This is a genomic window from Vibrio sp. VB16, assembly GCF_015594925.2.
Lineage (GTDB): Bacteria > Pseudomonadota > Gammaproteobacteria > Enterobacterales > Vibrionaceae > Vibrio.
Genome location: NZ_CP087590.1, coordinates 191323 through 212322, shown reverse-complemented (window position 1 = coordinate 212322; position 21000 = coordinate 191323). Strand labels below are relative to the sequence as shown.

The following is a 21000-nucleotide window of genomic DNA, read 5'->3' as shown; positions in this document are numbered from 1 at the left end:
ACCTTAAGTTTTAATTATTGTAGTTATATTAAATTATTAGATTAGCTCTCTATACAATCGTATAAGCTTCGATTCTTCTTGATTCCAATTATAAATTCTGTTTACAGCATCAAATCCATTTTTGCCCATTTTTTGTGCAACCTCTGGATTATCGACTAAATACTGGATAGCCACCGCTATCTCTTTCGGACTGTCGGGATCTACGCACAAACCACATTCATTACCAATAATAATTTGCCTCCAAAGAGGAAAATTCGATGCAATAACAGGAATACCGGCACTCATATACTCAAACATCTTATTTGGTTGCGCCTCTATATGATTTGGATATGGCAAAAATGTGACTATTCCAGCTATTGAACTATTCAATACAGAAGCGACATTTTTGCGATCTAAATAGCCCAACTCTATGACTCTATCCCATGAACTTAGTGACATAACGTTCATATGAGTTTTCACTTCAGAGAATGAACCTACAAGATTGAGCTCCGCTCCATTAACATATTTAAACGCCTCAACAACATTTTCGATACCTCTAATCCTAGATACACCACCAACATATGCAATTTTTGCTTCACGTTTATTATTTTTAGATACTGTTGTTAGCTCTCCTAAAATAGGATAATTATTTATTATACTGACTTTTTTACATTTTCTAGAAAAATTCAAACCTATACTGTTAGTCGCACAAATTATCGCATCAAATCGAGGAGTTAAAAGTGACTCATATAACTTAAAGTAAAATGACGCCAACTTAGCTACTAAAAAATTCAAGTAAGGTTTACTAAGTAATTGTTTAGAAAAGTCTTCATGTGAATCAAATATGACACATTTACCTAGTTTTTTTAATTTAATCCCTATGGAAATTAATTCAGGGTCATGGAAATGATATATGTCTCCATCTAGAGTAACTGCTTTTCTGAACACGTCTTTTCGAACTCTCAACCATCTATCAATCCGGCTTTTTGAGCCTCCAACGTCATGTATACTTACTTCATTTTTACACTCATTTCCCGCACCATCGGCTACGATGAGGTGAACGTCATAATTATTGTTGACTAGACTCTGACACTCTTTTAAGAAAATCCTTGTGTCATACCTTGGATGAACCGAAGTCATTTGAATGACTCTTTTCCGCCTTTTCATTCACTTTCCTACTAAAAAAATATATTACATAAATCATGCTTATAGCAAAGATTTGAGGCACAACACCCCAAAGAAAATTGACAAACATAGTCGAGTCAACTTTAGGATACATAAAAACAAACCGACTCAAAAAAATTGAATATATCATAGCAATTAACAAATTCGAGGATTTCATGGCAAAATTTGCAATAAAAGCAAACAATGCTCCTACGAAACACATTACTAATGGTGCTATCAATGAAAAATTTGCATACATCTCGCCAATAGCTCCAGGAGTTGGAGCTCCGGAGCTTTCAGGTACATATAATTCTTTTATGAGCAAACCTATTGATGATGGCGACAATCCAACATATTTTCCAACCATATTTCTAAACCAGTCAATAAAAGTGCTTCCAATTAATGAATCATCGTAGCTAAATGTATGAAATATTAAAACGAGTTGTTGCAAATCCGTTACATTACCACCACCTATAATGGTATTCAATATTCCACTACCGACATCAGAGATATCTAAACCCAAATAAAGATAATTACTAATAATACGTAAAAAATAGACAACAAAAGCCGATAAAAATAAGGATGTAAGTAAAATAAGAAGCTTAAATACAATCTTAGGGCGGCAAATAGCCACGAAAATTATTTGTGACATCAAAAATGTTACGGCAAGAGAAATTCGGCCTTGAGATAAATTCATTACAAACCCGACAATACTAAACGTAACAAAATAAAATGACAATTCTCTATTTGATGAAATTATTCCTATTAGCCACAAATAAATACCAGCATAGTATAGGTGATATGGCAAAGTAGATATTTCTGCTGCTTTTGCCAAATGTGGGAAAACCTGAAAATATAAAAGAAAGTTAATCATACCCCCACTCAATAAATTCCCGAGATAGAACCAATACCCAAGACCTGAAGTCAATAAGATGGCTACAAAAATAAAATAATTCCTGGCATAAAAAGCAAAAAAACCATTGTTTTCTCTAAGAATAAATTGTCTACTTTTGACTACTGAACAATATCCTAAATAAAGAGCTATATAACATACAAGCGCATATAACAAACCCTTCTGCATATAAGTAACGATTACTTCAGGTGGGATGTTAACAAACCCTAAAAACTTCCCAAAATTTGACGTAGAAAATGAATAATACAAACCACCCAAAGGATAGCCCATGTACATTATGGAAAAAAGAAACAGAGGAGAATAGAAAGTGTTTCCTACAGTCCAAAAATTAAAGTGAATCGCACATATTATGATACACCAAGAAATAAGCACCATTAATTTGTCATTCGTATATAGTGAAAGGTAAATTATCACACTGGAAGATATGAAAATTAAAAATAAATATAGTGCAATATTAGTAGTATGGTTTTTAAAGAGCACTCTTTACACCTTAACTTTAAAGTAATTTATATATATATAAAACATGCAAATAACAACATTAAGTCCGAAAAAGTATCTTACTTCGTCACGTTCAAAAACAGTTCCTATAATAGAAAGAAATATCGTGAAAATGTAGACAAAAACAATCAAATTATCTGTTTTTATTTTGTATAAAAGATTAGAACTAATTTTTGTTCTGACGAGCAAATACACACAAAATGACAAAAGCGACGCAACAGAGGCACCGGAAGCACCGTATATTGGTATCAGTAAATAATTCCCCAATGCATTACAGATTAACGCAGTAATAGATACTAATAATGTATATTGGGTTTTTCTTTTTAATGAAATACCTATTCCAAATATTTCAGACAATAGAAAAATCAGTGGACAACCTACAGAAGACATTATCATGTATTCTATACTTTTATATTCATAGGGAAAAACATACGGAATGATCCAAGAAAATAAACTTACTAAAGACCATAATATAAGAATGGCAGGAAACGCAATGTTAGCCACCCGTTGAATATTGTCCTTGTCTTGATTAGTCTCATACCATTTATATACAATAGGAGCCCATACATTTGAAAAAACTCCTTTTAATAACATTACTGCGGATACTAATCCCATCAAAATTGAGTATGTACCAACTTCGTTAAGATCTGATTGCCAAGCTAGAAAGTACCGATCCAGAGAACTAATACCCCAATAAGCGACGCCACCTATTAAAGCGGGTGTTCCGAAGCGCATCATAGAAAAGACAAGTTCAGTATCAATTAGGGATGGTTTAGAGCCTTGTTCTAACCATAAGCTTCGTTTATAAATACTAAAAATGACCAATACCAAAAATCCGACTAAAAAATTTATAAGTAATAGATAATATAATCTAATTTCAATGTCTAAAGACCATCCTATCAATACTAAAAGTAAAAATAGAAGTTTAGGTACCGATTGGATTAAAGAAAAAGAAATACCTAATTCGTTCATTCTAAACAATAGTGACAACAACTTCAGAAAAAAATTAGTAAAAACTAGCCCAATAAATGTAATTAATACCAAGTGGCCATTTGACGCATTCTCTTCTAACGTTAATATATCTGCCTCATAAAACAATATCAGAATAACTAATACAAGAATAACCACACATATGGTAGGCAGAAAAGCCGTTCTTAAGAGTAAATTTTTATCCTTATATGTATGGAATTCTCTTACGTACGCCTGATCCATCCCAAACATAGAAATCATAATAACCAAATTCGTTGCCAAAATAGCCAAACTATATTGACCAATGATTTCAGACGGGATAAACCAAGCAAATATAGGTAGTGTGAACGCACCAATAATACCAGTTAGCATTGAGCCAATTATAAAATGGGAAAGGGTTCTACGTTCCAAAGTCAATTGCCTTTTTGTAGATGTTTTCTATTTTTTCTAACACATGCTCCTGGCTGTATTGTCCTATATTCTTATGATAGCTCATTTTTGAATCAATCGTTTCGGATAACATATTTATAATGTCACTTTCGCTTTCACTCTTTAAAGTCATTCCAATGCTATGTTGTATGAAATTTTTATAGGGCAATATATCACTAACAATGGGTATACTGCCTAATTGTAAAGGTTCGATAACTCCCCCACCTAGGCTATCAGATAACGGTAGCGACAAGTGGTAAGCACTACGACCATAAAGTGAATATAATTCAGTGTCGTTTAGTAATCTATTGATATAATGAAAAGAAGACCTGTCAACTTTTGACAAAAATTTATTTTCTTCTTTATCATTTGAGAATGCCTTTAAGACTACTACACTTTTATTCAACTTCATGCCTGACATTATATTTATAATCTTTGCGACCAAGTCCGGATTATATACTGGAGCTAAACCGCGAGGAAATATATAAAAACCATTCCCTTTTAATCCGAATTCAATCTCTAATGCCTTTTCTACTATTAATAATGCATCGCCATCAGGTTCATCAATAGATAGCCCCCAATAAAACGCCTCGCTTTTCTTCTCTATTTGTGCGCAGAGCAAAATAGATTTATCAATAACAGACATAGATGAACTGTGCACAAAATTAGCTCTATATAATATAATTTTGTTTATCATCATTAATACTGTTTTTTTTATTCTTCCAATTTTTTTAGAGGGCATTAATATATCAGATCCCCACAATGCAACAACGAGAGGAACAGGAATAAATAATGACATTAAACCATAATGGTTTGTATAATGTGCATGTACGACATCTGGCCTATACTTATTAACAAGTTTATTTATCTTCCAAAATTTAAAGTAATCTAAGTGACTCCGAAGTTCCCCAAGATCTTCAAATATAATTCCTTTTATTTTTTCTGTACTTGACAGCTCAAAGGAAGCGATGATGATATCATGCCCTCTAGCCATCATTTTTTTCGCAAGTCGTTTAACTATTGGTGCCTTCCAATTACCTGCAATTATAATTTTCATCTAATTATGCTCAATATGAGTTCCAATTCATCATTTTTCATATAAGGGTGCATAGGTAAACTAAATACTTCTTTCGAGAGAATATTAGCTATTGGAAAATCACAACTATTATCAGATAGATATTCAAACGCAGTTTGGTCATGCATGCAAGTATTATAATAAATCATCGTAGGAATATCCTTTTTTCGATATTCGCTCATATGAAAATTTCTTTTGGGGCTTCTCAATGTAAATTGAGCCCAAGAGCTCACATAACCTTCTGGGGTTTTAGGTGTAACCAATTCTTCGGATAATCTAGATCTGTAAGTATCAGCTAATTGATTTCTATTTTTTATTTCATCAGGGAAGGCATTTAGTTTTTCAATTAATATTGCACTTTGAATAGTATCTAAACGACTATTTATACCAATTCTTACATTGTCATACTTATCGACACCCTTACCGTGAATACGAAGAGAGCGTAGTAAATCAGCATAGTGGTCATTATTGGTAAAAACTGCACCACCATCACCATAACAACCTAGCGGTTTGGCAGGAAAAAAACTCGTCGTTGCAATATCACCAAAAGAGCCTGCCATTTTCCCATCAATTGACCCACCAAATCCTTGAGCCGCATCTTCTATTATTTTGATGCCGTACTTTTGTGCTATAGCTTCGATTTTAGAATAATTTGCAGGTAAACCAAATAAATCGACAGCAACAATAGCTTTGGGAATTAGTTTCCCTTCCACAATAACATTTTGAATTCGTTTTTCGAGGTCTTTGGGACAAATATTAAATGTTGCTTCATCTGAATCCACGAATATTGGGGTAGCGTGAGCGAAAGCAATAGTTTCAGCGGATGCAAAGAAGGTGAAAGTTGGACAAAATACTGCATCACCCTCTTGAATTCCCAGCGCCATCATCGCTAACGTAAGGGCATCTGTTCCATTTGCACAAGTAATTACATGTTTTACTCCAATATACTCGGCAAGCTTAGTCTCCAACTCAAATACTTCAGGTCCCATGATGTATTTACCGTGACTAAGCACGTTATGAATACGAGTATCGATTTTCTCTTTAAGGTGTTTATATTGCGCTTCTAGATCAATAAATTGCATAGCTAACTACTCTTTTGTACTAGAGATAATGTATCGCCTTCTAATCGATACGATTGATCCGTGTGTGAACACTTAACTGTTATTTGTCCGTTAATCGGCAACTCCAACTGCTCCCCAAAGGTGCTCATCCAGCCAATCTGTTTTGCAGGGACACCTACCATTAGAGCGAATGGTTTTACATCTCGATTCACGACAGAACCTGCACCAATGAATGCATATTCGCCAACAGTAATTCCACATATGATGGTGCAGTTAGCTCCTAGCGTTGCACCTTTCTCAACAATCGTCGTCCGATATTGATCTTTGCGCTCAATGAGTGACCGTGGGTTATAAACATTAGTAAATACCATGCTAGGCCCGCAGAACACGCCTTCCCTTAAGTGCACATTATCGTACACCGATACATTATTCTGTATTTTACAGTAATCACCGATCGTAACTTTATTTCCTACAAATGTATTTTGTCCTAATGATACACCATCACCCACTTTGGCTCCGCTACACACATGAGCCCAATGCCAAACGCGACTGTCGGCACCAATTTGGGCTCCATCGTCGACAATTGCTGTTTCGTGTTTAAAATATTTCATCTGATACCTTACACAAGAAGGGGAGTTTCCTCCCTTTCTAATTACAAACGGATGTCAGCGTCATTTAGACTTAGAACATGCTTTACGTCATAAAGAACATGTGCGTTTTTGCCTAGACTACGTATCTTGTCAACACCCATTTGTTTAATTTCACTATGATCTACCGCGAGAACTATAGCATCATATTGCCCATTTTTTAGTTCATTAATGAGTTCAATACCGTATTCATGTTTAACCTCTTCTTTCGATGCCCAATCATCATAAACATCCACTGACATATTAAAATCTCGTAGTTCATGGATCACATCGATAATTTTTGTATTTCTGACATCAGGACAATCACCTTTAAAGGTAAATCCCATAATCAAAACTTTAGCTTCATCAATATGAATCTTATTGCTTGCCAGTTTTTTGACAAGTTGAGTAGCAACATACTCACCCATACCATCGTTGATACGGCGACCAGCAAGAATCACTTCAGGTCGATAACCAACTTCTTGAGCTTTGTGAGTTAAATAGTAAGGATCAACGCTTATACAGTGTCCTCCAACCAATCCAGGTTTGAATGGCAAAAAGTTCCATTTGGTACCTGCGGCTTTAAGTACTTCTTCTGTATCGATATCTAATTTATTAAATATTTTAGCGAATTCATTGATAATAGCTATATTCAAATCACGCTGAGTATTTTCGATAACCTTTGCTGCCTCTGCAACTTTTATTGAGGAAGCTTTATGAGTTCCAGCATTTATAATTGAAGAATATACACCGTCTACAAAATCAGCTACGCCTGGAGTAGAACCAGACGTAATTTTAGTTATTGTAGTTAAGCGGTTTATTTTGTCACCAGGATTGATACGTTCAGGGCTATAACCTGCAAAAAAATCAACGTTGAAAATTAACCCCGACAACTTTTGAATTATTGGAATACAGACTTCTTCTGTTGCTCCAGGATAAACTGTCGATTCAAATACAATAGTATCTCCTTTGGAAACAACTTTTGATAATGCTTCTGAAGCTCTACAAAGAGGATTCAGATCTGGGGTGTTTTCTTCTGTTATTGGTGTAGGGACTGTAACAACATAAAAGTTACATTCACTTATATCTTCAAGTTTTTCTGTATAAGATAAATGTATTGCTTCTTGCAATTCCTCTGGTGAACACTCGAGCGTCGCATCACGGCCGGATTTCAATTCATCAACTCGATGTTTATTTAAATCAAAACCAACTGTAGGGTATTGTTTGCCAAATTCGACAGCTAATGGGAGGCCAACATAGCCTAATCCAACAATTCCAATATTTAACTTGTTCAATTTCATTGTTATCATCTCAAAAGATATTATAAGTTTAACGGTAAGCCAACTTCTCTGCTATCCCTAGCGGAAATATAAGTGCTAATTAGTAGTTCTAATGATTTTAGGCCTTCTCTTCCATCTGTTTCTGGTTCCGCTTTTCCTCTTAATACATCTGCTACGTTTTGGAAGTATGGTGGATGCCCAAAACCGTATACTGAAGTGGTTTGGTAATTAGCGTTCTCAATCTCAGAATCGTACTCTCGTTCATCTTCAAAAGACCATTCTTGAATATGGTTTACTGCAACACCCCCAATGCGGACTGTGCCTTTCTCTCCAAGGATGGTTATGGAACCCTCCAAATTCTGAGGGTAAGTACACATAGTCACAGCCATTGACCCTAGTGCACCACTTCGCCATTTTATATTTACTACTCCAGTATCTTCAACTTCGATATCACGATTTGTTGATGTGATAGCATGTATTTTTTCTACTGGTCCAAACAACCAATGCAGCAAATCAACATAGTGAGTGGCTTGGTTCATAAATGCCCCACCATCCATATCCCAGGTACCTGACCAAGGTGCGCGATCATAATATTCTTGTGGTCTAGTCCAAAACACATTCAAATGTACAAGGTGTACTTTCCCAAATCGCTTGCCAGACACTGCTCTTTTCAGTAATTGTAGAGTGGAATTGCGTCTATTTTGTTTCACAACAAATAATCTTACGCCGGCTGCATCACAGGCACTTACCATGGCTAATCCATCATGCCATTTTGTTGCCATAGGTTTCTCTGTGATTACGTGAACATTTGACTCTGCCACTTTGATAGCTTGTCGCGAATGTAAGCCACTAGGCGTACATAGAGAAACAACGTCTAATTTTTCATTCGCAAGCATTTCATCAATACTTAGATATCCTGGAACATTATATTGAGAAGAGTGTTTTTCCATTACTTTTAGATCATTATCACATATAGCCACCAATTCGAATTCAGTACTTAATGTTTCAATACTTCCAAAATGATTTTTTGAAATTCTACCGCAACCAACAATAGCAATTCTTATTTTTCTATTTTCAATCATAACATTGACCTAATATATTAATTTTAAATAACTATAAAATTTATTCATGAATAATAATAACAAATCGATGATATATTCCTTACACCCTCGACACCAAATAAATACAAACAAGAACAGATAAATATCACTCTTTACTGCTCATTTGATCTTAATATATGCTTCATCATTACGATTAGAAAACTCAATCCACTGCCTAATATTAATCCAAGTATGATGATGACTAACCTGTTAGGTTTATCTCTAGAAATTGGCTGGCTCGGTTCTTCTAAAAACCTGTATGTTAGAAATTTAATATCTCTATTCAATTTTGACGATTGTATCAAGTCTAACTTTGCACCTAGTTGTTGTAATCTTGGTTCTATAACACTCAAGTTCTTCATTTCTTTTAGAGCTATTATTTTGGCACCTAAAGCATCACTACCTAACCCTATAACGAATATATCTTCACCTCTAATATTCTGAATCGGTTTATCAACACCTGCTGCCAATGCTATTTCATGGGAAAATTGAGCGCGCTTTATTTCTACTTCAATTTTTAATTTTGCTTGTTTTTCAAGTGCAAAAAGCTGCTGAGACAATTCATTTTTTTTAGAAAATATTTTGGAGTCAAGATTATTAAGAGCATCGCTATGAACAATTTCATTGACGAACAATACATAATCACTCAGCATTTTAAGTGCAATTTCTTTAGAGGTAGATTGTAAGCTTAATATAAATTCGCTTTTGTCATTTTTATATACTGGAGTGGCCGATATTTTCTTATACCAGCCACTATAAACTCTACGCAGAGAATCTTCTGAAATATCGCTTCCATCAATTTTTATTTTATGATCTTGAAATAACTCATTTTTGTTTAAAAAACTTTTTTTATTAAAATTAGAATTAAATGCTCTGATAAACATTTGAAAAAGCTCTTCACGATCTACTAAATCATTGAGTTGGTCATCAATGAGAACCGTACCATCTTCTTGATATGTGTCAAAAATAGGTTGGTAATTTTTCACCTGTAATTCATAATTGGAAAAATCTTGAACTTGTGGAAGTACTACCTTCGCCTTCGCAGACCACCATTCTTGTGCAGTAAAAGCATAAATCATTGCAAAAATAGTGAAAACACTTGTTATCATTACAATAAGCCATTTTTCTTTCCATAGCGTCAATATTATACCTTTAAAGTCAGTATAATTTTCCACTCTATCTCTAGGATCTATAACAGCCGTATTACTTCTAGCTATTTTTGATTCCGATAATATTTCTTTCACCAAGATCCCCTGTTAGTTTCTACGCTACCGCTCTTAGGTCAAACTCCTAATCGCAGATATGAAATTTTTTAGTAGCCAATTGTACAATAGCGAGACCTTATATGCGAACTTGTAAGCGTCGATTAATTCAAATAATCGAGATCAAATCACCACTATCCCCCCAACCTATCCTTGTAATGTAAGAGTCCATTGGACCCATATTTAATGAATATATCATCAGCTCATAGATTAGCAGCTGAAATTATAATGGGATAAAAAGGAACTATTTGGTATTGAATTAACACGGAGACTATGGCGTCGGTTCAAAATCAACTACTTAATTTAATAATGGTGCAGACATAAACGTGAGTAAATCAAGTAAAGGCATAAAAGCGTTCACCTGTATGTTATTCGCAGCGGATTTGGCAGAGCGTAACACGCGACCAAAAAGTTTACAGTTCTACTGACGTTAACCTTACTGAGCAATGTGCATCGATAAAAAATTGACAGAACCATAGTATTTGCATTATTTATGAAGTGTTCAATATTCATAGCAAACGATAGACGGATCATTGTTATTGAAAATTGATACATTCTTAGTTAAACGACGTCTATGATAATAATCTAGTCTTCAAGAAGTTGACGAGATCTAGAGCTGACTCCAAAATTACAGACATGTAGGAAGCGGTATAAATCTGAAAAGACATATTGCACACCTAACAGAAATCTTCGAGAAGATTTTTGATACCATCTAAACAAACTGAACCTTTAGATTACATGTCCCAAAGTTTCAGGAGTGTACGGGAATTGTTGAAGTTTACTGATACTAATATAACCTGTGACAACTAGTTGTCTAAATGCACTTTTGACCACCATCACATTGAAACAGAATGTTACAGCCGATGTAAAAATGCCCCACTAACGCCGATTTAAAATCGCCCCACCTGAGGCACAATGTTCGTACATTTAATGGATAAAGCGGCGGACTATGATTAATCAGGAGCAACTAGTGGAAATTCAAGTGTTACATCGACAAGGATACAGTATCCGCCGTATCGCCAAGGAACTTGAAATATCAAGAAATACAGTGAGACATTATTTACGGGAAAAAGTTGCAATACCAACGTATTTCCAACGAGATAAAAAACCGCCGAAACTAGCTCCATACAAAGCTTATTTACTCGAACGTATTGAAGCGGCTAATCCACATTGGATCCCCGTAACTGTGCTGCTACGTGTAATCATTTTATCTAAATCCGCAATCTCGTCATGAAGCTCAAGATATCGACGAGCTAAGGATTTAAATACGATCCTATATGCACTAGAAATATTTTTGTAAGCTGTTAAATCAGGTCTGCTTGATGCTAGGGTGCGAATCAAAGTCATACGAGTCATATGTCTTAATGTATCTCTTATTTCATCGGAGGTAGATGCAATACTCGTTCTAATCATCTGAAGCACAACAGTGTGAGCTGCCATTGCTGTTTTACGGCAACCTTTAAGTATTACTCAACCATCCCGTCCCGCGTCTTTGGCGTCACCGTGCGTAATTTATTATACGCTGCGTGAGCAGCATTTTCAGCGTCTATTTTGTCATCCTTGCCCCGTTTTCTTCGATCAATCTTATCTGGTGCTGTTACTTCCAATACTTCAATGCCACCGCTTTGTATATACCGAAGCAAGCCCAAACCATACGTCCCTGAACACTCAATACCCACACGTGACATTTTACCAAATGAAGACATCCACTTTAGCATTTCCTTATATCCATGACGCGTTGTTGGGAAGTATTCACTTGATAATACTTGGTTAAAATCATTGACGATTGCAGCTACGTGGATGTCCTTATGAGTATCCACTCCACCAATAACATAAGATGAAATTGTACTTTTATTCATTGTTGACGCCTTCACTATGTGAGTATGGACAAGCGTCAGGCCCTTCTTGAGTTACAAATATTGGCGTGGCTACCCTCACCAAATAATGATACTAAGCAATCGACAGAACCAAGGAAGGACACATAAGGTCGATCGCTATGTGGGTCAGAAAGCTCAGCGCATTATTGATACCATCTTTCAAGCATGAACCAATTTTCCTGTTAGTGTATGATGAAATCTAGCCAACACATTATTACTGTCACTGTGGAACATGACTCCTTGGGGCTTACCACGAGATTCCTAGGCCATTGAAAGCGCCTTACCCGTTAATCGACTATTGGGTGATAATGACATTGCCCAACCAATCGTTTTTCTAGCAAACAGGTCAATAACCACGGCCAGGTACATCCAACGATTACCTATCCAAACATAAGCAACATCACCAACTCAAACTTCGTTTGGCTCCGTAACCGCAAACTGTCGGCCTAAATGATTTGGGGTCTCAATATGTTCCTGTGAAGCCTTTCGATACCGATGTTTTGGTAATTGACAACTCACTAGCCCAAGTGTTTTCATGGACTTTGTTGCTCTATAAAGACTCCACTTTGTTCCTAGATTTGTTTCTATGTCAGCAATGGTTCTCGCTCCCGCCGAGCCATTGCTAGCGGCGTGAGCCTCGCTAACCAAGCTACGAAGTTTTACTGTTTCAGTATCAATTTTCACTGGGCGTTTTTGCCAGTAGTTATAACTGCTTCGGTGAACAATAAAAACTTCGCATAATGTTTTTATGCAGTGACTCTGCTTGAGTTTCTTGATTATCAAGAATTGTTCAGTGAATCCGACATCAACAGTGGCTTTTTTTAATATTCCATTATGCTCTTCAAGGCGAGCTAACTTCTTTTTTAATTCACGAATATCAATTAGCTCAGGCGTCATAGCTGATGCTTTAGGTGTTTTCCCCAGGCGCTCTTTTTTTAGTTGGCGAACCCACTTATCCATGGTGGATTTTCCCACATTCATGGCTTGAGCGGCCTCCGTCACTGAGTATTTTTGATCGAGGACTAGTTGTGCAGCTTCTAATTTGAATTCAGAGCCAAATAGTCTTCTTTTACGTTTTTTTTATAATGCCACCTGTTAACTTATGAGGTGATGATATCACCTCTAACTAAGTGACCAAATTCAGCGTACCACTACAATCGCTTGTTACATCATTCACACATTGTTCAGATAAGCGGAGAGAGTTATCAGTTGAAAGGGAAAAGAGCAGCAGGTGTCGTACCAACGATGCTAACATAGGCTGTCCCGCTAGAAAAATATCGGAATACGTCTTAACTTTTAGCACATATGTGATATTAACTATATAATACATTTTTACCTAATATGTAGTTAGCAAAACTCTATGAAGAAACGTCAAGATTTGGATGTTAAAGCCCACAATCCTAAATTCCAATGGCAGTTCCTTTCGCCAAAATATTTTGGGACATGGTTCTCTGTGTTAGCAGCATCTATTTTCAGCTTCACCCCTGTATTATTTAGATACCTTATTGCTAAGTTGTTAGCAAATGGGGCTATAAGGATAAAAAACAAAGCAAATCACAGAGCTAGAGTAAATTTAGATATGTGTTTCCCTAATATGTCTACTAGTGAAAAAGAAAAAATTCTTTTTAGCGCCTATGTTACATCTATTTCTTACATGATGAGCTTTGCATCTTTGACACTGAGAAAAGCAAAATGGTTAGAGAGTAACGTATCTATAAACGGCTTCGAGAACCTGCAAAACCTAACACGTAATAATGAAAATGTGATTTTGCTAGTCCCTCATACATGGGCGATCGATATACCTGCAATATTCTTTGCATCAAAGGGGTTGCCGGTTTCAGCGATGGCGAAGAAACAAAAAAACCTAGTCTCTGATTGGTTGATGCACAAACAAAGAGTACAATATGGTGGTAAAATATATGATCGCAGCGTAGGAATAAAGCCATTTATAAAATCAATACGTAAAGGATACTTAGGCTATTATTTACCAGATGAAGACCTAGGGCCTGAACACAGTGTATTCGTGGATTTTTTTGCTACAAAAAAAGCCACTATATCTGGCTTGGGGAAATTATCTACTCTTGCCAAAGCTAAGATTGTTCCATTATTTGTTAGTTATAATGGGAAAACAGGTGCGTACCAGTTAGATATATACCCTGCGTTACCATTCCCAACTAATTCTGAACATGAAGATGCTCGTATGATGAATAAATGTATTGAGGATTATGTTAGTCAAAAACCTGAGCAATATATGTGGATATTGAGGCTTTTAAAAACACGCCCAAACACAAATGTAAACCCTTATAAGCAGTAGATATGAACGTAAATAAAAAAATAGATATTATAAATATAATTCATTACATCCCCTTATACTGGGTATTGAGCGGGCTTTTTTTAATTCATAAAGGTGACAAAATATTGGTTGGATTAATATTACTGTCCATTATTTTAAAAATTTCTCTACATATATTACGCATTCAAAAAATTAATGTTAACATTTCAAAATTTATCTTAATTATTTTAATATCGACGATTTATAGCTCTTTGTCTTATTACTTAAATGGCTATAGCTCATCTGAAATAAGGGTGGTAACCTCAAGTTTCTTATACTTTTTGATTTCAGCTCCTTTATATTCAAAAGTAAATCCGAAGACTATTTTGATTACTATATTTATTTCAACTTTAAGCATATTAACAATAACATTAAATGTATTTTTAATCGAACAGTCAGGACGTTCTGGCCTGCCTCTTAACGCAATTCCCTATGCAAACTTTCTTAGTATATTAGCACTAACTAGCCTATACATAACGGCACTCACAAAAGAAATTAAATATAAAATACTAAGTTACATTAACATCATTGGACTTCTATCATGTGTTATTTTAACAGACACGAGAGGCACATGGTTAGCGATATTAATTTCTGGAATAATATTGTTTTTTATGACATTAAAATATCTAACTTTCAAATCAAAAAAATCACCCTTCGTTTCTATTATTCTCATCTTTTGTTTCTGTGGGCTATCTTATGAACATATTTTAGAACGATATGAAAAAACGATATATGAAATAGAGTTGGTACAAGAAAATAAGCTCTATACATCCTGGGGGATTAGGCTTCAACTATGGAGAGTTGGTTATAACATTATAATCAATTCTCCATCTTTAGTTGGACTCGGACAAACAGAACATATTACGATTATTCAAGATAAATTTAAAAAAGATGAAGTTACTAAGTACCTCGCACAATTTGACAACAAAAACTTCCACAATTCCTACATAGATAGAACTGTAAAATACGGGTTCATCGGATTGGGTATTTTCTTAGCTTTCCTGGGATATCCGCTCTATAGAGGCCTCAAAGAGAAAGATCCTCGGTTGAAAATCCCGTTGGTTACACTGCCCATATTTATATCAGTAGCGGCATTGACCTATGTGCCTCTTTCGCACCCTGGTACCTTCTTTTTGTATATTTTTATCATGCACTACTATATACAGGCCTCAGATATGGCGAGAGAGAAAGCCAATAAAAACAGTGTTATTATAGACTAGACTGCAATTCTATATATAAAAGGTTAAATTCGTGAACTCAAAAGCTATTCGAATTCTTTGCGAAAAATGGGCGTCGTCAGGGGTTGATAAGGGTGACACACTTTTACTGCATAGCAATATTAAACGAACCCTTATTGAAGCAAGAAGAGCTGGGTACAAAATCACACCCCATGATATTTTAGATAGCCTTCTACTATCACTTGGTAAAGATGGCACTCTTGTTCTCCCATTGTTCAATTTTGATTTTACTCAAGGTGTAAATTTTGATATCAGAACAACTCCCTCACATATGGGTGCTTTAACAGAAATTGGCCGTACTTTTAATGAGAGTGTTCGAACGGGACACCCAATTTATTCATTTTCTGTAATAGGTAAAAATGCCAAGTTTTTCGAAGGTGTCGATAACGTCAGCGGCTATGCCGAGGATTCCCCTTTCGGTATCTTGAAATCGCTAAATGGCAAAATAGCTTCTCTCGATTTAGAAGACCAAAGTAGTATGACGTACTACCACCATATTGAAGAAATTAAACAAGTTAACTATCGTTACTTTAAAACATTCAGTGGTAACTATACCGATGCACAAGGGCTTCAATCTTTAAAAAAATATAAATTATTTGTTAGAGATATAGAAAAAAGGGTTATTACAAACGTAAACCCTGCTGGTGAATTACTTTGGAAGAATGGACTATACGCTGGCTCTAGACCTAAAGTTGAATCTGGTATGCGAATTATAAATGCACAGAAAATGTTCAATTTCGTGTCAGAAATAATCGATAAAAACGAAGCACTAGATGTTCTTTATTCTATAGAGGCACAATTATGATCGGAAATGATATCCATAACCTTGCTTGTACTCTTTGGGGTATAAACCGAAGTCTCACAGGTGAAGGAGTGAGAGAAACCTTAGGCATACTTCGCGATATTTTACCAAAGCTTACCCTTCATGAAGTACCTACAGGCACAAAGGTTTTTGATTGGACAATTCCTAGGGAATGGAAAGTCAATGATGCATATATCATTGACCCTGAAGGTAAAAAAATATGTTCATTTAAAGAAAATAACCTTCATTTACTTGGCTATAGCACTCCGATACAAAAAGATTTTCATTTAGATGAACTTCAAGATCACTTATATTCTTTACCTGACCAGCCAACGGCCATCCCATATGTTACTTCCTATTATAAAGATAGGTGGGGGTTCTGTATTTCAGAAGAAGAAAGACAGACTTTAAAAGATGGTCTTTATCATGTTCATATTGATACAGAACTGTTTGAAGGCAACTTAACATATGGTGAACTGTTAATAAAAGGGCAGTCATCTGAAGAAGTCTTCATTTCTACCTATATCTGTCACCCTTCTATGGCAAACAATGAATTATCCGGCCCAACCGTAACGACATTTTTGGCTAAATGGCTTTTAGAGCAAGATAGCTTGAGGTACTCGTACCGAATAGTATTTATTCCTGAAACAATTGGGTCGATTGTTTACCTAAGTGAACACTTGGATAAACTAAAGAAGAATGTCTTTTCTGGATTTAATATTACTTGTATTGGCGACAACCGAACATATTCATATCTGCCATCTAGAGATGGTGACACGATAAGTGACCATATCGCCCAACATGTATTAAAGTGGATTGAGCCCAACTATAAGAAATATACTTGGAATGATCGAGGTAGTGACGAAAGGCAATATTGCGCACCAAAAGTGGACCTTCCAATCGCTACGATAATGCGCACAAAATACGGTCAATATCCTGAATACCACACATCCTTAGACAACTTAACAGATGTCGTAACACCTGAAGGATTACAGGGCGGATATACAGCCCTTAAACGTGCATTAGAAGCAATCGAAAAGAACATCTATCCTGAAGTTCAAGTTTTTGGAGAGCCACAGCTAGGTAAGCGAGGTTTATACCCTACTTTATCTCAAAAAAATGGTAGTGATGAAGTCAGATTAATGATGAATTTAATTTCCTATTCGGATGGCAAGAAAAGCTTGCTAGACATTGCAGATTTATGTGGTGTTCCTATTTGGGATTTATATCCTATTGTGGATAAATTAAAACAACATAGCTTATTGTCTTGGTAATAAAATGTTCCACAGATATAACCATTGATTATTAGGAAATTAGGATGAGAAAAAGTCTGTATATATGCTCGACACTAAGGCATCTTTTGTTTGCTTTATCTAAAGCAAATGATGACCCAGAAGTATCTTCCGCTATTCTTTTTTTTACAGATTTTCAGGGTATTGATGAGAGCACTTTGGACAACTCTGATCTCCCTCCTAATATTCAATTATTTTTTCTATCCCGTAAAAAATTGAGTACATACATTAATAAAACCCTTGTGGGTAAAATTATTTACTCTTCTGCTATGCGAAAATTTAACCTTGGTCATTACTTCAGAAATAAGCTCTGCTTTTACTTAAATTCTTACATTCAAACATTATGCCTTACACCGCAAGATGTAGATATTTTCGTATACAACGATAGAAATAAAATGGCACGTTTATTTCGACTCTTGGCAGATGATTACCAAATGATGGAGGATGGTGTTGGTAATTATTATAAGATCCCTGTATTTAAGCAATTCAAAAAAGTCGGTCGATTCATCGCTGGATTACCTTTAAACTATTGGGTATTTGGCGAAGATCCTCGATGTAAAGCTATCCACGTTGTCTTTCCAGAAAAACTACCTAAAGATGTCCGTGATAAAGGGGTCACTATAGATTTTCTTGGCAAAAAAGATAGCATGAAAATTGTAAATACTGTGTTTAGATTTTCATCATCAATAAATCAAGATTTGGATATCATTCTCGCTACACAACCGACATCTAAAACCTTTAGTCCATTATTTAAAGACGCTGAGTTTTTGGTTAGGCTCAATCAGTATATTTTAAAATATTGTCAAGAACGCAATCTCAATATCGCAATAAAGCTTCACCCAAGTGAGTTAATAGAGCAATATCAACAATATTATCCTAATGAACAATACTTGGCAGTAAAACAACCTTTAGAATTACAACTACTTAACTGTTCTACTAAGCCATTGATAGTTTCTATAAATTCAACCGCTGGGCTTGGTTTTGAGTCTTTCTGTGAGAGAAGAAAATTAGTTTTAGATGAAGATATGGGTAGATTCGCGGAAATAGTGACGGCTTGGGAGAAAGAGCCTGAACTTCTTAAAAAGAGAATTGAAGAGCTACTTAGTTAGTCAACACTCGAGATCTCAATTGATTCGCTTCGTAAAACCAGATCCTCCACTTTCGTGCAATGCTGTTCGGTTAAGGTTATTTAAACCTGTCATCCTGACGAAAACTGACGTCATCCCCATGAAAATGGGGATCTAAACTCACCAAGATTCCCGTTTTCACGGGAATGACGAAGTATTTAGCACTAACCGAACAGCATTACACTTTCGTGGGAATGACATCGGATTGAGTACTTACTTAAAATGCCCAAATTTTAACGGCGTACCAAATGTTAGATCTTCCGTCGCTGTACTACCAATAACATTATCAAGGTATTTAGGCAGTATGCCATTGCCCGGTCGAATCGACCTGACATGCTCGTCAGTAAATATTTCACCTTTTGCTATGTCTTTGACTATGTACAATGAGCGGCGGTGAGGTTTCGTTTGAGATTCTGCTTCGGTACTAATAAAGTTAGGCTGACCTAACGACTCAAATGCCATCGCACAGTTATCGACTAAAGACTTTAACTCTTCTTTTTCCAATGAGAATGCAGAGTCAGGGCCACCATCAGCTCTTGCAAGAGTGAAGTGCTTTTCAATGACACACGCCCCAAGTGCAACGGCGGCAATAGAAACACCAATGCCCATGGTATGGTCGGATAAACCAACCTCGCAGTTAAACGCTCCTCTCATGACAGACATCGTCGAGATGTTCGCTTGATCGGCAGGTGTCGGATAACCACTTGTACAATGCAGTAATACTAACTCTTTTGCACCAGCACCTTTCGCGGCTAATACGGCTTCTTCAATTTCCGCCAGGTTCGCATTCCCTGTCGACATAATGATAGGTTTGCCCGTCGATGCGACCTTTCGAATTAACGGTAAATCAATAAGTTCAAATGACGCAATTTTGTAAGCAGGGGCATCAAGTGCTTCTAAAAAATCGACTGCCGTATGATCAAAAGGAGAGCTAAATATTGTAATACCTAGTTTTTTTGCTTCATCAAACAATACCTTATGCCAATCCCAAGGGGTATGGGCATCTTGATATAAGTCATATAGTCGAGAGCCATCCCACAAACCACCTTTGATCAGAAATTCATCGCCGTCGTGGTCGATGGTGATCGTGTCTGCGGTATACGTTTGCAGTTTAACCGCATCTGCGCCTGCTTCTTTTGCAGCTTTGATGAGCTCTATCGCCCTTTTAATATCACCATTATGATTACCCGACATTTCTGCGATGATATATGGCTTATGTCCTGCACCAATCTTTCTGCCTGCGATTTGCATATTTTATTCTCTATTTTAATTTACTATCAATGTAGCGATTTATCTTGGTTAAATCATCAAGCTCAGACATCTGACTCGCAGGTATGCTTATCTCGAACTGTTTCTCAATCTCCATTATTAATAATAGATGTTTGAATGAGTCCCACTCGGCGCATACCTTCATTGATACTTCGCCCATGTCGCTATAGTTCGTTTCCATCAATTGATTATAAACCGTGAGCACCTGTCCTGAAGCCTCTGCTTCATTCGAAACAACGGGTGTTATCACCGGTGACCATCGCTCAAAAGACGGTGGATAGGCTTCTAGCACCTCAAACAAGCCGTGATCGGGATGGATTAAAAAAGCGACTCTTCGGCCATCGAAGGCACCATCTGCTCTGGGTTCAACAACGAGTTTAGCGTTACTTTCTTGAGCTTTGGCCACCGCGACTTCAATATCCGCCACAGCATAACAAAGATGATACGCCCCGCTACCTTGTTTAATATGGCTTAAGATAGGTGATTCATCATTCAACGGAGACAGTATTTCAACCGTTCCCATCCCATTCAGTTCAACGAAAGCATAATATACACCTTGGGCTGGGTTTTTTCCCGGCCCGCGTAGAAGCTTACTTCCTGGAATAGATAAGAAGTCTCTCAAGGTTTTTTCTAGATTTAACGTTGTTACTGCATAATGATCGACATGTAACACGCCAATAGTTGAAAACAGGGGATCCACTTTATTG

General features: G+C 36.2%; 16 protein-coding genes and 4 pseudogenes. 7 read left to right on the top strand and 13 right to left on the bottom strand.

Annotation, left to right across the window (positions count from 1 at the left end; all coding sequences use genetic code 11):
- Positions 1 to 36: 36 nt before the first annotated feature.
- The 9 genes from IUZ65_RS00990 to IUZ65_RS00950 all read right to left on the bottom strand — a co-directional run bounded on the left by IUZ65_RS00990 (position 37) and on the right by IUZ65_RS00950 (position 10338).
- Positions 37 to 1119, bottom strand: a complete 1083-nt coding sequence (locus tag IUZ65_RS00990; protein WP_195704919.1) for a glycosyltransferase family 4 protein — start codon at positions 1117 to 1119, stop codon at positions 37 to 39.
- Positions 1094 to 2536 carry an O-antigen polymerase gene (locus IUZ65_RS00985; RefSeq protein WP_195704918.1) on the bottom strand — a complete coding sequence of 481 codons (1443 nt, stop codon included), beginning with the start codon at positions 2534 to 2536 and terminating at the stop codon, positions 1094 to 1096. Before IUZ65_RS00985 ends, IUZ65_RS00990 begins: the two co-directional genes overlap by 26 nt.
- A gap of 3 nt (positions 2537 to 2539) precedes the next feature.
- A complete protein-coding gene (locus IUZ65_RS00980) occupies positions 2540 to 3934 on the bottom strand; it encodes a lipopolysaccharide biosynthesis protein (protein WP_195704917.1) in 1395 nt (464 codons plus the stop codon).
- Positions 3924 to 5009, bottom strand: a complete 1086-nt coding sequence (locus tag IUZ65_RS00975; RefSeq protein WP_195704916.1) for a glycosyltransferase — start codon at positions 5007 to 5009, stop codon at positions 3924 to 3926. The genes IUZ65_RS00980 and IUZ65_RS00975 overlap by 11 nt, the downstream gene beginning before the upstream one ends.
- Entirely contained in the window at positions 5006 to 6109 is a 1104-nt protein-coding gene (locus IUZ65_RS00970) for a DegT/DnrJ/EryC1/StrS family aminotransferase (protein WP_195704915.1), read from the bottom strand. Before IUZ65_RS00970 ends, IUZ65_RS00975 begins: the two co-directional genes overlap by 4 nt.
- 2 nt (positions 6110 to 6111) lie before the next feature.
- The gene (locus IUZ65_RS00965) at positions 6112 to 6699 is read right to left on the bottom strand and encodes an acyltransferase (RefSeq protein WP_195704914.1); all 588 of its coding nucleotides are present in this window, start codon (positions 6697 to 6699) and stop codon (positions 6112 to 6114) included.
- A 41-nt stretch (positions 6700 to 6740) separates the two neighbouring features.
- Positions 6741 to 8015 (bottom strand): Vi polysaccharide biosynthesis UDP-N-acetylglucosamine C-6 dehydrogenase TviB, encoded by a 1275-nt coding sequence (tviB, locus tag IUZ65_RS00960; protein ID WP_195704913.1) that lies wholly within the window; start codon positions 8013 to 8015, stop codon positions 6741 to 6743.
- Between the two features lie 20 nt (positions 8016 to 8035).
- Positions 8036 to 9076: a Gfo/Idh/MocA family protein gene (locus tag IUZ65_RS00955; protein ID WP_195704912.1), complete on the bottom strand. Its 1041-nt coding sequence runs from the start codon at positions 9074 to 9076 to the stop codon at positions 8036 to 8038.
- A 131-nt stretch (positions 9077 to 9207) separates the two neighbouring features.
- On the bottom strand, positions 9208 to 10338 hold the full coding sequence (locus tag IUZ65_RS00950; RefSeq protein ID WP_195704911.1) for a Wzz/FepE/Etk N-terminal domain-containing protein: 1131 nt from the start codon (positions 10336 to 10338) through the stop codon (positions 9208 to 9210).
- A 967-nt stretch (positions 10339 to 11305) separates the two neighbouring features.
- On the opposite strand from IUZ65_RS00950, the pseudogene IUZ65_RS00945 reads away from it, so the two are divergent.
- Positions 11306 to 11560: pseudogene (locus tag IUZ65_RS00945) on the top strand (helix-turn-helix domain-containing protein); the annotation flags it as partial.
- On the opposite strand, the pseudogene IUZ65_RS00940 reads toward IUZ65_RS00945, so the two are convergent.
- Positions 11557 to 12215: pseudogene (locus IUZ65_RS00940) on the bottom strand (IS110 family transposase); the annotation flags it as partial. The pseudogenes IUZ65_RS00945 and IUZ65_RS00940 sit on opposite strands and share 4 nt — an antisense overlap.
- Before the next feature lie 282 nt (positions 12216 to 12497).
- Positions 12498 to 13353: pseudogene (locus tag IUZ65_RS00935) on the bottom strand (IS3 family transposase); the annotation flags it as partial.
- Between the two features lie 35 nt (positions 13354 to 13388).
- Here IUZ65_RS00935 and IUZ65_RS00930 point away from each other — a divergent pair.
- The 6 genes and pseudogenes from IUZ65_RS00930 to IUZ65_RS00905 all read left to right on the top strand — a co-directional run.
- Positions 13389 to 13490 (top strand): annotated as a pseudogene (locus IUZ65_RS00930) (ATP-binding protein); the annotation flags it as partial.
- A gap of 103 nt (positions 13491 to 13593) precedes the next feature.
- On the top strand, positions 13594 to 14547 hold the full coding sequence (lpxM, locus tag IUZ65_RS00925; protein ID WP_195704908.1) for a lauroyl-Kdo(2)-lipid IV(A) myristoyltransferase: 954 nt from the start codon (positions 13594 to 13596) through the stop codon (positions 14545 to 14547).
- 2 nt (positions 14548 to 14549) lie between these two features.
- Complete coding sequence (locus tag IUZ65_RS00920; RefSeq protein WP_195704907.1) at positions 14550 to 15785, top strand: O-antigen ligase family protein; 1236 nt, start codon at positions 14550 to 14552, stop codon at positions 15783 to 15785.
- Positions 15786 to 15816: 31 nt separating this feature from the next.
- Positions 15817 to 16608 carry an AAC(3) family N-acetyltransferase gene (locus IUZ65_RS00915; protein ID WP_195704906.1) on the top strand — a complete coding sequence of 264 codons (792 nt, stop codon included), beginning with the start codon at positions 15817 to 15819 and terminating at the stop codon, positions 16606 to 16608.
- Entirely contained in the window at positions 16605 to 17879 is a 1275-nt protein-coding gene (locus IUZ65_RS00910; RefSeq protein WP_195704905.1) for a DUF4910 domain-containing protein, read from the top strand. The genes IUZ65_RS00915 and IUZ65_RS00910 overlap by 4 nt, the downstream gene beginning before the upstream one ends.
- 44 nt (positions 17880 to 17923) lie before the next feature.
- Positions 17924 to 19006: a polysialyltransferase family glycosyltransferase gene (locus tag IUZ65_RS00905; RefSeq protein ID WP_195704904.1), complete on the top strand. Its 1083-nt coding sequence runs from the start codon at positions 17924 to 17926 to the stop codon at positions 19004 to 19006.
- 231 nt (positions 19007 to 19237) lie between these two features.
- Here the strand turns inward: IUZ65_RS00905 and pseI are convergent, their stop codons facing one another.
- Both pseI and IUZ65_RS00895 read right to left on the bottom strand, forming a co-directional pair.
- On the bottom strand, positions 19238 to 20218 hold the full coding sequence (pseI, locus tag IUZ65_RS00900; protein WP_443083730.1) for a pseudaminic acid synthase: 981 nt from the start codon (positions 20216 to 20218) through the stop codon (positions 19238 to 19240).
- A gap of 67 nt (positions 20219 to 20285) precedes the next feature.
- Complete coding sequence (locus tag IUZ65_RS00895) at positions 20286 to 20993, bottom strand: VOC family protein (protein ID WP_231363597.1); 708 nt, start codon at positions 20991 to 20993, stop codon at positions 20286 to 20288.
- Positions 20994 to 21000: the final 7 nt, after the last annotated feature.

What these genes read in the sequence shown, in the direction of transcription:
- IUZ65_RS00990 (WP_195704919.1), bottom strand. Translation starts at nt 1,119, where the DNA reads ATGACTTCGGTTCATCCAAGGTATGACACAAGGATTTTCTTAAAAGAG.
- IUZ65_RS00975 (WP_195704916.1), bottom strand. Translation starts at nt 5,009, where the DNA reads ATGAAAATTATAATTGCAGGTAATTGGAAGGCACCAATAGTTAAACGA.
- IUZ65_RS00970 (WP_195704915.1), bottom strand. Translation starts at nt 6,109, where the DNA reads ATGCAATTTATTGATCTAGAAGCGCAATATAAACACCTTAAAGAGAAA.
- IUZ65_RS00965 (WP_195704914.1), bottom strand. Translation starts at nt 6,699, where the DNA reads ATGAAATATTTTAAACACGAAACAGCAATTGTCGACGATGGAGCCCAA.
- tviB (WP_195704913.1), bottom strand. Translation starts at nt 8,015, where the DNA reads ATGAAATTGAACAAGTTAAATATTGGAATTGTTGGATTAGGCTATGTT.
- IUZ65_RS00955 (WP_195704912.1), bottom strand. Translation starts at nt 9,076, where the DNA reads ATGATTGAAAATAGAAAAATAAGAATTGCTATTGTTGGTTGCGGTAGA.
- lpxM (WP_195704908.1), top strand. Translation starts at nt 13,594, where the DNA reads ATGAAGAAACGTCAAGATTTGGATGTTAAAGCCCACAATCCTAAATTC.
- IUZ65_RS00920 (WP_195704907.1), top strand. Translation starts at nt 14,550, where the DNA reads ATGAACGTAAATAAAAAAATAGATATTATAAATATAATTCATTACATC.
- IUZ65_RS00910 (WP_195704905.1), top strand. Translation starts at nt 16,605, where the DNA reads ATGATCGGAAATGATATCCATAACCTTGCTTGTACTCTTTGGGGTATA.
- IUZ65_RS00905 (WP_195704904.1), top strand. Translation starts at nt 17,924, where the DNA reads ATGAGAAAAAGTCTGTATATATGCTCGACACTAAGGCATCTTTTGTTT.
- pseI (WP_443083730.1), bottom strand. Translation starts at nt 20,218, where the DNA reads ATGTCGGGTAATCATAATGGTGATATTAAAAGGGCGATAGAGCTCATC.